Annotated in this window: 13 protein-coding genes; 5 read left to right on the forward strand and 8 right to left on the reverse strand. The window is 63.7% G+C overall.

The features are described from left to right. Nucleotides 1-32: 32 nt before the first annotated feature. From AC1IN8_RS17495 to ilvG, 3 genes are read right to left on the reverse strand one after another with little or no spacing between them, the layout of a single operon-like run. Entirely contained in the window at nucleotides 33-977 is a 945-nt protein-coding gene (locus AC1IN8_RS17495; RefSeq protein ID WP_479759874.1) for a branched-chain amino acid transaminase, read from the reverse strand. A 12-nt stretch (nucleotides 978-989) separates the two neighbouring features. Continuing rightward, complete coding sequence (gene ilvM, locus AC1IN8_RS17500) at nucleotides 990-1,253, reverse strand: acetolactate synthase 2 small subunit (protein WP_479759876.1); 264 nt, start codon at nucleotides 1,251-1,253, stop codon at nucleotides 990-992. After that, nucleotides 1,250-2,896 carry an acetolactate synthase 2 catalytic subunit gene (gene ilvG, locus AC1IN8_RS17505; protein WP_479759878.1) on the reverse strand — a complete coding sequence of 549 codons (1,647 nt, stop codon included), beginning with the start codon at nucleotides 2,894-2,896 and terminating at the stop codon, nucleotides 1,250-1,252. Before ilvG ends, ilvM begins: the two co-directional genes overlap by 4 nt. Nucleotides 2,897-3,280: 384 nt before the next feature. Between ilvG and AC1IN8_RS17510 the strand changes: the two genes are divergently transcribed. The 3 genes from AC1IN8_RS17510 (at nucleotide 3,281) to AC1IN8_RS17520 (ending at nucleotide 6,787) form a co-directional block, all read left to right on the forward strand. Next, nucleotides 3,281-4,798, forward strand: coding sequence for a YifB family Mg chelatase-like AAA ATPase (locus AC1IN8_RS17510; protein WP_479759880.1), 1,518 nt, complete (start codon nucleotides 3,281-3,283; stop codon nucleotides 4,796-4,798). A 132-nt stretch (nucleotides 4,799-4,930) separates the two neighbouring features. Beyond that, nucleotides 4,931-5,830, forward strand: coding sequence for an acyltransferase (locus tag AC1IN8_RS17515; protein WP_479759882.1), 900 nt, complete (start codon nucleotides 4,931-4,933; stop codon nucleotides 5,828-5,830). Nucleotides 5,831-5,839: 9 nt separating this feature from the next. Further along, the gene (locus AC1IN8_RS17520; protein WP_319913886.1) at nucleotides 5,840-6,787 is read left to right on the forward strand and encodes an acyltransferase; all 948 of its coding nucleotides are present in this window, start codon (nucleotides 5,840-5,842) and stop codon (nucleotides 6,785-6,787) included. Here the strand turns inward: AC1IN8_RS17520 and AC1IN8_RS17525 are convergent. Further along, on the reverse strand, nucleotides 6,730-7,218 hold the full coding sequence (locus tag AC1IN8_RS17525; RefSeq protein WP_479759884.1) for a 2-thiouracil desulfurase family protein: 489 nt from the start codon (nucleotides 7,216-7,218) through the stop codon (nucleotides 6,730-6,732). The genes AC1IN8_RS17520 and AC1IN8_RS17525 overlap by 58 nt on opposite strands. Before the next feature lie 77 nt (nucleotides 7,219-7,295). Then, nucleotides 7,296-7,946, reverse strand: a complete 651-nt coding sequence (locus AC1IN8_RS17530; protein WP_479759886.1) for an NUDIX hydrolase — start codon at nucleotides 7,944-7,946, stop codon at nucleotides 7,296-7,298. 74 nt (nucleotides 7,947-8,020) lie between these two features. On the opposite strand from AC1IN8_RS17530, the gene AC1IN8_RS17535 reads away from it, so the two are divergent. Together AC1IN8_RS17535 and pncB are read left to right on the forward strand one after the other, a co-directional pair. Next, on the forward strand, nucleotides 8,021-8,656 hold the full coding sequence (locus tag AC1IN8_RS17535) for a nicotinamidase (RefSeq protein ID WP_342058850.1): 636 nt from the start codon (nucleotides 8,021-8,023) through the stop codon (nucleotides 8,654-8,656). 89 nt (nucleotides 8,657-8,745) lie between these two features. Then, complete coding sequence (gene pncB, locus AC1IN8_RS17540) at nucleotides 8,746-9,924, forward strand: nicotinate phosphoribosyltransferase (protein WP_479759888.1); 1,179 nt, start codon at nucleotides 8,746-8,748, stop codon at nucleotides 9,922-9,924. A 73-nt stretch (nucleotides 9,925-9,997) separates the two neighbouring features. Here pncB and AC1IN8_RS17545 read toward each other — a convergent pair whose 3' ends face one another. From AC1IN8_RS17545 to ccoG, 3 genes are all read right to left on the reverse strand, one after another. Beyond that, complete coding sequence (locus tag AC1IN8_RS17545; protein WP_139438094.1) at nucleotides 9,998-10,606, reverse strand: thiol:disulfide interchange protein DsbA/DsbL; 609 nt, start codon at nucleotides 10,604-10,606, stop codon at nucleotides 9,998-10,000. A 307-nt stretch (nucleotides 10,607-10,913) separates the two neighbouring features. Then, complete coding sequence (locus AC1IN8_RS17550; RefSeq protein WP_139438096.1) at nucleotides 10,914-11,903, reverse strand: serine/threonine protein kinase; 990 nt, start codon at nucleotides 11,901-11,903, stop codon at nucleotides 10,914-10,916. Between the two features lie 123 nt (nucleotides 11,904-12,026). Further along, on the reverse strand, nucleotides 12,027-13,478 hold the full coding sequence (ccoG, locus tag AC1IN8_RS17555; protein WP_139438098.1) for a cytochrome c oxidase accessory protein CcoG: 1,452 nt from the start codon (nucleotides 13,476-13,478) through the stop codon (nucleotides 12,027-12,029). Nucleotides 13,479-13,534: the final 56 nt, after the last annotated feature.

Consider the following 13,534-nt stretch of genomic DNA (forward strand, 5'->3'; position numbering starts at 1 on the left):
ACTCGGGGAGGCGTGACGCCTCCCCTCTCTCATCAGTCGTTGACCGGCGTCAGCCAGCCCCACTTGTCCTCGGTCTTGCCGTTGAACAGGCCGAAGAAGGCGTTTTGCAGCTGCTCGGTCACGGGGCCACGGCTGCCAGAGCCCACCTTCATCCGATCGACGGAGCGCACCGGGGTCACCTCGGCCGCCGTGCCGGTCATGAAGATCTCGTCCGCCACGTAGAGCGCTTCGCGGGGCAATGCCTGCTCGCGCACCTCATACCCCAAGTCACGAGCGAGCGTCATGATGGTGTCGCGGGTGATGCCGGGCAGGATGGCGGCGGTGGCGGGCGGGGTGAACAGCACGCCGTTCTTCACCAGGAAGAGGTTCTCCCCCGCCCCCTCGCTCAGGTAGCCGTTCACGTCCAGCGCCAGCCCCTCGGCGAAGCCGTTGCGCTTGGCCTCGCGACTGATCAGCTGGGACGACAGGTAGTTGCCCCCGGCCTTGGCGCCGGTGGGTATGGTGTTCGGCGCGAGCCGGCTCCAAGAGGTGACGCAGACATCCACCCCGTTCTTCAACCCCTCCTCCCCCAGATAGGCGCCCCAGGGCAGGGCCGCGACCATGAGGTCTGCCTTGGCATCCAGCGGCGGGTGCAGCCCCAGCCCCACGTTGCCGACAAAGGCCAGCGGGCGCAGATAGCCGCTCTTCAGGCCGTTCTCGCGCACCACGGTGCGGCAGGCATCATTCACCTCGGCCTCGCTGTAGGGCACATCCATCCAGTAGATTTTGGCGGAGTCGAACAGGCGGCGGGTGTGCTCCTGCAGGCGGAAGATGCAGGTCCCCCTGGGGGTGTCATAGGCGCGCACTCCCTCGAACACCGAGGAGCCGTAGTGCAGGGCGTGGCTCATGACGTGCACCTGGGCATCCTGCCAGGGCACCAGTTTGCCGTTGAACCAGATGTATTGGGGGTGAGTGGCGGATTGGGAAGGCTGTGACATTGGCTTGGCTCCTTAAGCGCTGATCCGGGGTTGCTGTTCCAGTGCATCGACCCGGGAGACGTCCACCAGCTTGACCAGCTGGATCCACAACTGCTGGATGGGACGCTCCGACTCGACAGTAACCGTGATCCGCAGCTGTTGGCAATCCTGCTCCATGTTCAGAGCGCAGAGAGCGAAGCCACGGTGACGCACCACCCGCAGCACCCGCTCCATCACTTCGGGTCTGGGCTGGGCGTGGATATGCAGGGTGTGTTGGTGAAAGCTGTGCTGCTTCATGGGCGTTGCTCCATCATCTTGTGGTTGGCGACTCCCGGCGGAACCAGGGGCCAGACGTTTTCTTCCTCTGAAATGGCCACATGCAGCAGGTAGGCGCTCTCGCTTGCCAGCAGGCGGTCGAGTGCACCGGCTATCTGCTCCTTGCATGTGATGGTTTCGCCCGGGATGCCAAACGCGGCGGCCAGGGCGATGAAATCCGGGTTGTCGGAGAGTATGGTCTCGCTGTAGCGGCCGTCGAAGAACAGCTCCTGCCACTGGCGCACCATGCCGAGGCGTTGATTGTCGATCAGCACCATCTTCACCTTGAGCTGGGCCCGGCGTATGGTGCCGAGCTCCTGCACGTTCATCATGAAGGAGCCGTCACCGCTCACCAGCACAACCTCGTCATCCGGGCGCGACATCTTGGCGCCGATGGCGGCGGGCAGGCCAAAGCCCATGGTGCCGAGGCCGGCGCTGGAGAGGTGATTGCGCGGACTGGTGAAGCGCATGTGCTGGGCCACCCACATCTGGTGCTGACCCACGTCGCAGGCCACCACGCTGGTCTCGGGCAGCCGTGCCGAGAGCTGCTTGAGCAGGGCCGGAGCATAGATGGGCTGGCCGGGGTGGTCGTAGCGGAAGGCATATTCGCGAGCCATGGCGGCGCAGTGCTCACGCCAGGGATCGATCGCCAGCGCCATGGCCAGGGCGGGCAACACCCGCTTGAGATCCGTGGTGATGCCCACGTCGGCGGCGCGGCGCTTGCCGAACTCGGCGGCGTCCACGTCCAGGTGGATCACCCTGGCCTCGGGAGCGAACTCCTCCAGCTTGCCGGTCACCCGATCATCGAAACGGGCACCCACCACCACCAGCAGATCGCACTGCTGCACCGCATAGTTGGCGGCCTTGGTGCCGTGCATGCCGAGCATGCCGAGGTAGACGGGGCTGTCGGGGTCGAGCGCACCTATCCCCTTGAGGGTGGTGACCGCCGGCATACCGGTGGCGGCGGCAAAGTCCCGCAGCTGCTGCTCCGCATTGGCCATGCCCACACCACCGCCGACGTAGAGCACCGGGCGCTCGGCGGCGGCCAGCAGGGTGCGGGCCAGGGTCAGCTCGGCCGGATTGAGGGGCTCGGGCTCCTCCACCGCAAACAGCGGGCTCTGGGTCGGCACGGCGGCCAGCTGCACATCCTTGGGAAAGTCGATAAGCACAGGACCCGGACGCCCTTCGGTGGCGATGGCGAAGGCTTCCGCCAGCACCCGACCCAGATCGGCGGGATCCGTCACCATAAAGGAGTGCTTGGTGCAGGAGAGGGACATGCCGAGCACGTCGACCTCCTGAAACGCATCCGTGCCCACGGCGGCGCAAGGCACCTGACCGCTGATGGCGACCAGGGGCACGGAATCGAGCAGCGCCTCCGCCAGGCCGGTCACCAGGTTGGTGGCCCCAGGGCCCGAGGTGGCGATGCAGACCCCCACCTGACCGGAGGCGCGGGCATAACCCACGGCGGCCATGGCGGCACCCTGCTCGTGGCGGCAGAGCTGATGGGCCAGGCCACCGTCATACAGGGCGTCGTAGACCGGCATGATGGCCCCGCCCGGGTAACCAAACACCTGGGTCACACCCTGTTTCTTGAGAGCCTGTACCAAAAACTGCGCGCCGTTCATGTGGAAAATCCTGTCCTTTGGTCGAAAAAAAACCCCCGGGCCGTGAGGCTCGGGGGTCGCTTGTTTCGTTCTGTCCGGTGGTGGGTCTATCCCTTGTTCCGTGCAGCTAAACGAGCCCCGAGCGGTGAGATAATAATCACCACTAGGACCACAATAATGCTGACGAAACGGGAGGCCATGTTCATAGTTACAACCGGAAATCCTGTGAAATGGGGGCGGTTTGCACCGCGAATGGCTATTAGAACTAGCACGGTGATTTTTATTGGGCAAGCATTTTTTACCTGACAAGACTCTGATTTTTACTGTTCGGCAAGCTGCTCTCTGGAACAAAAAACTAATAAAAAACGGTTAACCAGCACATACATCAAACCAAGGACGGGATTTATGTCATTAGCTGTGGTTTATAGCCGTGCCAGCCTGGGGATCGCGGCGCCGCAAGTCACGGTGGAAGTCCATTTATCCAACGGGCTGCCCGCCTTCAACATGGTGGGCCTGCCGGAAACCTCGGTGAAGGAGTCGCGGGATCGGGTGCGCAGCGCCCTGCTCAACGGCAACTTCGAGTTCCCCTCCAAGCACATCACGGTCAACCTGGCCCCCGCCGATCTGCCCAAGGAGGGAGGCCGTTTCGATCTGGCCATCGCCATCGGCATTCTCGCCGCTTCCAAGCAAATACCGGCAACATACCTGCTCGATCACGAATTTTTGGGGGAGCTGGCCCTGACCGGCGAGATCCGTCCCGTGCTCGGGGTGCTGCCCGCCGTGCTCGCCTGCCGCGACGCGGGGCGCACCCTGCTGGTGCCGCGGGAGAACGGCCCGGAAGCCTCCCTCATCCAGGATGCCGAGGTGCGCACCGCCCACCAGCTGCTGTCCGTCACCGCCTGGCTGGCGGGCCAGTACGAACTGCCCCTGCCGGAACCCCAGACCACGGACGCCCTGCCCGACGTGCCGGATCTGCAGGACGTGATCGGCCAGTCCCAGGCCAAGCGGGCGCTGGAAATCGCCGCCGCCGGCAGCCACAACCTGCTGTTCATCGGCCCGCCCGGCACCGGCAAGAGCATGCTGGCGAGCCGATTGCCCGGCATACTGCCGCCGCTGAGCGAGCAGGAGGCGCAGCAGACCGCCGCCATCCACTCCATCGGCGGCCTCACCCCCCGCGCCGGCCACTGGCATCACAGGCCCTATCGCACGCCGCACCACAGCGCCTCGGCAGTGGCCCTGGTGGGGGGCGGCAGCCACCCGAGGCCAGGGGAAATCTCCCTGGCCCACAACGGGGTGCTGTTTCTCGACGAGTTGCCTGAGTTCGAACGCAAGGTGCTGGACTCCCTGCGAGAGCCGCTGGAGACGGGCCACATCACCATCAGCCGCGCCGCCCGCCAGGTGGACTTCCCCGCCCGCTTCCAGCTGGTGGGCGCCATGAACCCCAGCCCCTGCGGCCACTACGGGGACGGCCAGACCCGCTCCAGCCCGGATCAGATACTGCGCTACCTCGGCAAGCTCTCGGGCCCCTTCCTCGATCGGTTCGATCTGACGGTGGAGGTGCCGCTGCTGCCCAAGGGGAGCCTGACCGGCAAGGCGGAGCGGGGGGAGTCTAGCCGGCAGATCCGCGATCGGGTACTGGCGGCGCGGGAGCGCATGCAAAGCCGCAACGGTAAACTCAACAACCTGCTTGATAGTCGTGAGATAGAGGATATTTGCCGATTATCGCCGCAAGATGCCGAATTTCTGGAGAACGCCATCCAGAAGCTGGGGCTCAGCATCCGCGCCTGGCACCGCATACTGCGGGTGTCGCGCACCATAGCGGATCTGGCGGGGAGCCCCGCCATCGAGAAGGAGCATCTCATCGAGGCGCTCGGTTACAGGGCCATGGACAGGCTGCTGTCACGGCTGCGCAGCGGCCAGTGATCGCGACATGATGGCGAGGCGATCCCGGCGTCAATGCGGTGCATTCATGGTCTAGCGCCGGATCGGCTGATATTATGGCCACAGATCTGACCACCTGGTTGCCACCCACAGACACGAAAACGGATCCGATTCATGCACAACAAGCTGATAGAGCGGCTGCGCGGCTGCCTCTCGACCCTGCTCTATTTCCTCAACACCCTCTTCTGGTTTGTCCCCATACTGCTGCTCGGCCTCGTCAAGCTGCTGCTGCCGCTCAAGGGCTGGCGCACCCTCTGCAACGCCCTGCTGGACGGCTGTGCCAGCTGCTGGATAGGTTTCAACAACCTGATCCAGAAAACCATCATCAGAACCCCTTTCGAGGTGGTCGGAGTGGACAAAGGGCGCCGGAATGAGTGGTATATGGTGGTTGCCAACCATCAATCCTGGGTCGACATACTGGTACTGCAGCGGATTTTTAATCAAAAAATTCCCTTCCTGAAGTTTTTCCTCAAGAAAGAACTGATTTGGGTACCTTTTCTCGGTCTGGCCTGGTGGGCGCTGGACTTCCCCTTCATGCGGCGATATTCACGCAGCTTGCTGGAAAAGAAGCCGCATCTGAAGGGAAAAGACATAGAAACGACGCGCAAGGCCTGTGCCAAGTTCCGCCACATTCCGGTGAGTGTGATGAACTTCGTGGAGGGCACCCGCTTCACCGCCCACAAGCACGACAAACAGGGCGCGCCCTATCGCCACCTGCTGCACCCGAGGGCTGGCGGCATCGCCTTCACCCTGGCGGCCATGGGGGATCAACTGCACAAGCTGGTGGATGTGACCATCGCCTATCCGGGCGGCATCCCCAGCTACTGGGACTTCATGTGCGGTCGGGTCAAGGAGATCAAGGTTCGGGTCCGCTTTCTGCCGATCGAACGCAATCTGGTGGGGGATTACTTCAATGACCCCGAGTTCCAACAAGAGTTTCAACAGTGGCTGAACGGGATCTGGCGCGAGAAAGACCAGACCCTGGGTCAGCTGCTGGCGGACGAGACGCAGTAAACGACGCCCATGCTAAGCCTGCTCCCCGGCCCCCTGGTGCTGCTCATCAGCGCCGGCCTGACCATATTGTTCACCGCCCTGTGCGCCAGCCTGATCCTGCTGGTCTCCCTAGGGAAATTGCTGTTGCCCATCCCAGCTTTCGGCCGTGCCTGCAGCCGGCTCAACAATGGCTTCATGAGGCTGTGGCTGGGTTGCAACGCCCTGGTGATCCGCCTCACCACCCGCATCGACTGGCAGCTCGAGGATGAGACCCGGCTGCGCAAGGATGGCTGGTACCTCATCATCAGCAACCACATGAGCTGGACCGACATAGTGGTGCTGGGCCATCTGTTCCGGGACAGGCTGCCGGTGCCCAAGTTCTTCATGAAGCACGAGCTCATCTACATACCGCTGCTGGGGCTCGCCTGCTGGGGGCTCGACATGCCCTTTATGCGCCGCTACTCACGGGAATTTCTGCTGCGCAACCCGCACCTGAGGGGCAAGGACATAGAGACCACCCGCCACGCCTGCGAGAAGTTTCGCCACATCCCCACCACAGTCATCAACTTCGTGGAGGGGACCCGCTTCACCGAGGCGAAGCGAGAGGCGACCCGTTCCCGCTACCGCCACCTGATGCCCCCCAAGGCGGCGGGGCTCGCCTTCACGCTGGCGGCCATGGGGGAGCAGTTCGACAGCCTGATCAACGTCACCATCCGCTATCCGGACAACAGCGAAACGCCGTTCAAGGACTTCCTGATGGGGCGGATGAAGCGCATTCAGGTGCGCATCGAGGAGTTGCCGGTGGATGAGGCGCTGGTGGGGGACTACTTCAACGACAAGCAGTTCAAGCGCGGTTTTCAGGCCTGGCTGAACCAGCGCTGGCAGGAGAAGGACGAGGTTCTGGAAGAGTGGCAGCGCGCTCAGGAGCCCGCTGCGGTGGCCGCCAGGGAGAGGGCCGACGCCAGCTCGGGCAACTGATCCTCGCTGAACACCTGAATGCCGTGACGGCGCAGCAGGGCCGTGGTCTTGCCCTCTCCCACCATGGAGACGCCTTCAAAGCGGCCGTTGTAGATGCGACCACTACCGCAGGAGGGGCTCCCCTCCTTGAGCAGGGCAAAGCGAATGCCCTGTGCCAGGCAGAGCCCGAGCGCCAGCTCGGCGCCGCGATCGAACTCGGCCGTTACATCCAGCCCGCTTATCGTCACCACCCGCTCGCCCTGCCGCTCGGCAGGCGGGCGCGGCGTCGGCAAGCCGCCCGCCACCTCGGGGCAGAACGCCAGCGCCCTCCCCTCGGCCCCCAGCGCCTTCAGCCAGTCGCTGACGATCCCCTTGCTCTGACCGTCGTAGCGTACCGGCTGGCCCAGCAGGCAGGCACTCACCAGCACCTTGTGCATTCCCGTCTCTCCCATGCTGTCACTCCCTGTGTGAGGGTGCCCGCGCACCAGACCCGCTATCGGGCGACAATCCGGTTTTCGCAGACACCGGCTTATGCTTCCGCGCCGTGCATCACCTGATCGAACATCACGCAGCAGGGGTTCTCCAGCCGGTAGAGAATGGCGGGCCTCTGCTTGCCGGTGCGCTTGCGGCCGGTATCCACCAGGATGTCGGCGCGATGGATCCGCTTGCGAAACGCCGCCGTGTTCATGGGGGTCTGCAGGACTATCTCGAACGCCCGCTGCACCTCGGAGAGGGTGAACTCGGCCCCCAGCAGTTGCAGCGGCAGTGTGCTGTAGCGGCTCTTGATGCGCAGCCGCTCCAGCCCCATGGCGACCAACTGGCCGTGATCGAAGGCAAGATTCAGGTCGGGCAGGTCGGCAAGCGGGTGCCAATGACCTCGCACGGCTTCCGCTTCCGGCTCCACCAGACAGAGATAAACCAGGGTAGTGGACCAGCCACGGGGATCCCGTTCCAGATTGCCGAGGGTACAGACCTGCTCGCTGTAGCAATGACCCAGCCCCCACTCCCCCAGCAGGCGGTGACGGGCGGCATCCAGATCCCGATCCCGGGTCTCGTCGATGCGCAGGGCCGGCAGCTGCCAGCAGTGGCTAAAGGGGAGGCGATCCCGGGTCTCGAGGAGCAGCTCGAGCCGCTCCTCGTGCAACCGCAGCACCACCATATCCAGACTCATTCTCGGCATCCTGGTCGACCTGCTCGCCTTCTAATAATGTTTGGTAGATAATATCACAAGAATATTATGTGCAGGAGCCACCCATGGGAACCATCGCCAGCCTGGATATAGATGCGCAGAAGGGATTCACTCCCCTCTGCCCGAACGAGCTGCCCGTCGCGGGCGGGGCTGACATAGTGGCCGCTCTCAACGCGCAGGCCGCCCTCGCCAGCCTGCGAATCGGCAGCAAGGACGCCCACCCAGCGAACGCCGCCTGGGTCGTGACAACCCCCGCCGCCATGCTGCAACCGCTGGACCTGCCCAACGCCGACCTCACCTGGCCGGCCCATTGCGTGCCGGGCACCCCGGGCTTCGAACTGCTCGATGGCCTGCCCGCCCCCATCGACTATGACTTCTTCGTCTGGAAGGGGGTCGAGCCGGACCTGCATCCCTATGGCGCCTGCTACCATGACCTGGCCGAGCGGCGCAGCACCGGGCTTATCGAATTCCTGCAAGCACGGGGGGTCAGCACAGTGCTGGTGGGGGGGCTAGCCACCGACTACTGCGTCAAGACCAGCGTGCTGCAGCTGCGCCGCGCCGGTTTCCGGGTGATCGTCCATCTCGATGCCTGCCGTGGCATAGCGCCCGAGACTGTGGCCCAGGCCCGCACCCGGATGACCGAGGCCGGCGCCGAACTGGCCCAGACCCTGGTCGATGTACAACGCCTGCTGGACGCCTGATATGTCACCCATTTTTTCCCGCCAATCCGATACCGGCGCCTGCAATCAACATATGCGGCTGGCGTTCGCCCGCCTGCGGGGAGTCTGATATGCCACCCATCCTCACCAGTCTGCTCGACACCGATGCCTACAAGCTGCACATGCAGCAGGCGGTGTTCCATCGCTATCCGGATGCCGAGGTGGTGGCCGAGTTCCACAGCCGCAACGAGGAAGATCTGTTGCCCATGATGGGCGAGATCGAGGAGCAGCTGCGCCTCGCGGGCTCCCTGCGCCTGACCGAACCCGAGCTCGATTTCCTGGCCGAGCGCCCCTTCTTCACCGCCGATTACCTCGATCACCTGCGCCGCAAGCCGCTGGATGCCTACCTGCTCAAGGTGTTCGAGCAGGATGGCCGCATCAATGTGCGGGTCGAGGGGCCCTGGCAGGATGTGATCCTGTGGGAGATCCCGGTGCTCGCCATCATCAGCGAGATGCGCAACCGCTTCCGCTATCCCCAGTTCGGGGTGAGCCAGGCCCTGGCGCGGCTGGATCAGAAGATCGACAAGCTGGAGCGGGAACTCAGCCCCGAAGAGATGAGCGAGTTCAACCTCATCGACTTCGGCACCCGCCGCCGCTTCTCCCATGCCGTGCAGGATGCGGTGGTGGGCCGTCTCAAGGAGCGGCTGCCGGCATTTCGGGGCACCAGCAACTACCAGCTGGCCCAGAAGTACCGGCTGCCGGCGGTGGGCACCCAGGCCCACGAGTGGTTCCAGGCCCACCAGCAGCTCGGCTTCCCGCTGGAGCACAGCCAGCGGGCCGCCCTCATCAGCTGGCTCGACGAGTTCACCAACCACCTGGGCATAGCCCTGACCGACTGCATCACCATGGATGCCTTCCTGCGCGACTTCGATTTCGAGCTGGCCAGCCGCTATCAGGGGCTGCGCCACGACTCCGGCGACCCCGTGGTGTGGGGCGAGAAGGCCATCAGCCACTACCAGCGACTCGGCATAGATCCCAAGGACAAGACGCTGGTCTTCTCCGATGGTCTCAACCTCGACAAGGCCGTCGAGCTACTGCGCCACTTCCGTGGCCGCATCAACTCCAGCTTCGGCATCGGCACCAAGCTCACCTGCGATCTGCCCGGCGTCAGCCCGATGAACATCGTCTTCAAGCTGATGGAGTGCAACGGCGGCCCGGTCGCCAAGATCTCCGACAGCCCGGGCAAGACCCTGTGCCGGGACGCGGACTTCATCCGCAACCTCAAGCAGGCCTTCCACATCGGGGTGTAAACACCCGGAAACAGCAGACAACAAAAAGCCCGCCGGTTCGCACCGGCGGGCTTTTTTATCGACTCGGGAGAGGTCAGTCTTTCTTGGCCAGCAGGAATTTCACCAGCTGGTTGAACTGCTCCTGGGAGGTGATGGATTCAATCTTCACCATGTATTTGCCGTTCACCAGGAAGGCCGGCACACCGCGCACGTTGTAGCTCTCGGTGTTGCGATCGAACTGGGAGACCATGCCGGAGACGGCGAAGCTGTCGACGGCACCGTCAAACTCTTCGGCCGGTACGCCGTTGTCCACGAAGATCTGCTTCACGTCGGCACGGCTCTGCGGCACCTGACGCTGGGTGTGGATCTTGTCGAAGATGACCGGGGTCAGCTTGCCTTCGACGTTCAGCAGGTTGGCGACGGCATAGGCGCGTTGCATCTCCGGGCCCATCTCGCGGCCCAGGAAGGCCACCGGGTTCTTCTTCATCGGCACGCCTTCCGGCAGGCTCTTCTTCAGATCTTCGGCGATCGGCTCGAACTTGGCGCAGTGCGGGCAGAAGTAGGAGAAGAACTCCAGCACTTCAGGTTGGGCGCTGCCGGTCTGGGTCACCACGTCATAGTTGACGCCTTCCTTGAATTCCGGGGCGGCGTGAACCATGGGGATCATCAGCATGGCAGCGAGGAAAAATAGTACTTTTTTCATGACGTTTCCTGTTAAGGGATCACTGTGAGGCACGCCCGGCGAACCGAAGCAGTCCAAGCCTATTGCCTCACCCTCCCGCCGTCAATGGCAAAGGCGGGTGGCCAAGCCTCTCGCCCCGGCATCCTGAGCCGGGTTGCCGGGGCTTGCCCGGCCGGCATCAGCGTCAGCGGCAGTACCTGGAGCGCATCCTGCTGGCCGTACTGCGGATACCGCGAACTGTCTGATTTACCAGTTCGGCATCAGCGTCAACAGCAGTGCCTGGAGCGCATCCTGCTGGCCGTACTGCGGGTACCGCGAACCGTCTGGCTTACCAGTTCGGCATCAGCGTCAGGGGCGGCGCCTTGAGCGCTTCCAGCTGGTCGTGCAGGGTCGCTATCTGCTGGCGCCAGTAGTGATCCGTATTGAACCAGGGGAAGTGACGGGGGAAGGCGGGATCCTCCCAGCGCCGGGCCAGCCAGGCCATGTAGTGGACGATGCGCATGGCTCGCAGGGGCTCTATCAGCGCCAGCTCCCGCGGGTCGAACTCCATGAACTCCTCGTAGCCGGCCAGCAGGGTGTCGAGCTGGATCTGCTGCTCGTGGCGCTCGCCGCTCAACATCATCCAGAGATCCTGAATGGCGGGACCGGTGCGGCAATCGTCGAGATCGACGAACAGGGGGCCGTCGCGCCACAGTATGTTGCCCGGGTGGCAATCCCCGTGCAGGGAGATCCGCGCCACGTCCAGGCTCATGGCGTCCCCCACATGGCGGATCAGCTCGTCGAGCACCCCGAAGAACTGCTTGGCCAGGCCGCTCGGCACCCACTCTCCGGCCGCCAGCAGCTGACGCGGCTCGTGCAGCATGCTCTCCACGTCCAGCTGGACGCGATGGTGGAAGGAGTGACTGGCCCCGACCCTGTGGATGCGACCGAGATAGCGCCCCACCCACTCCAGCTGATCCAGGTTGTCCACCTCGAACTGGCGGCCACCGACGCTATGCCAGATGGCGAAGGGGTAGCCCTGATGCTCCAGCAGGGTCTCGCCGGCAAAGGCGATGGGGGCGGCGACCGGGATCTCCGTCTCACGCAGGCGAGCGGCAAACTCGTGCTCCTCGAGGATCTGGGCCCGGCTCCAGCGACCGGGGCGGTAGAACTTCACCACGTAACGGCGACGATCCTCATCCTGAAACTGGTAGACCCGGTTTTCATAGCTGTTGAGCTCGATGAGACCGGAGTCGATGCGCAGGCCGCTGAGATCGATCGCATCCATGATGAGATCGGGATTGAGGTCGGAATAGTTGAAACGCATGTCATCCACCATGAGAAAGGGGCGCTGTTGCGCCCCATTCTATCCGAGATAGCCGATCAATGCCGCCCATGATCCCGATCCGGGGCATGCCACGGACGCCCGTGGCACGCTGGGTCAGCCGCCAGGGACGACCCCTCAGAGCCGGCTGATAAACTTGCTGGGCTGGCGCAGGGTGCCCTTGCTGTCGTCCGGTGCGGCCCCTTCCCGTTTGAGCACGAACTGGACATCCAGGGTCGGCCGCTTCAAGTTGAAGGGATCCACCGCCAGGCTCACCGGCAGGGTGAAGATTTCCCCTGGCTTGAGCGTCACTTCCCGCGGGCCGAACCACTGGTGCTCCGGCAACCCTTCCACATCCAGCTGATAGGTCTGGGATTGCAGAGTCTTGTTGAGGATCTTCAGGGTATAGGTGTTCTCGATGAGCCCCTCGCTGTTCTCCCGGAACAGCTGGTTGCGATCCCGCAGTATGTCGAGCCCCATGGGCATGATGGACATGGCGTTGTAGACGAAGACCCCCAGCATGACGACCATCACCAGGCCATAGCCGATCAGCTTGGGCCTGGCCACATGGGTCTGGTTGTGAGCCAGCTTGTGCTCTGTGGTGTAGCTGATCAGCCCCTTCGGATAGCCCATCCGATCCATGGTCTGATCGCAGGCATCGACGCAGGCGCCGCAGTTGATGCACTCGTACTGCAGGCCGTCGCGGATGTCGATGCCGGTCGGGCAGACCTGCACGCAGAGGTCGCAGTCGATGCAGTCCCCCAGCCCCAGCGCCTTGGGATCGGCCTTGCGGCCACGGGCGCCACGGGTCTCGCCGCGCTTGGTGTCGTAGCCGACTATGTAGGTGTCCTTGTCGAACATGGCGGACTGGAAGCGGGCATAGGGGCACATGTGGATGCACATGATGGCGCGCATCCAGCCGGCGTTGCCGTAGGTACAGGCGGCGAAGAAGATCACCCAGAAGATGACCCAGCCGCTCGCCTGCAGGGTGAAGAAATCAGGCACCAGCTGGAACACATCCTGGAAGTAGGCGACGAAGGTGAGGCCGGTGCCCAGGGACAGCAGGATCCAGGCCAGGTGCTTGGCGCCCTTGCGGGCCAGCTTCTCGCCACTCCAGGGGGCGGCATCCAGCTTGCGGCGCTTGTTGGCGGCGCCTTCCAGCTTCTCCTCGAACCAGATGAACATGAAGGTCCACACCGTCTGGGGGCAGAGATAGCCGCACCAGACCCGGCCGAGGAAGGTGGTGACGAAGAAGAGGGCGAAGGCGGCGATCATGAAGACCCAGGCCAGCAGGGTCAGATCCTGCGGCCAGATGGTGGCGCCGAAGATGTGGAACTGCTGATGCTCCAGATCGAACAGTACCGCCTGGCGGCCGTCGTAGCGCAGCAGGGGCAGGGTGACGAAGAGCGCGACGAAGAACCAGCCCATGGCCTTGCGCACCCGCTGCCAGTAGCCGGTCTGGGACCTGACGTAGATGCGGTTGCCGGGATTGAACCTGTCATCGCCCGCCTTGAACGTGTGGGGATTGAAGGTCCCGGTGACGTTCTTGTCGGTCACATCCTTGATATCGATCTTGTCCTGGTCGGCCATTGCAGCACATAGCTCCACTCATATTGTTATGAAGCCGATTATATCTTAAACAGCCT

Source organism: Aeromonas sp. 130281 (assembly GCF_056642115.1).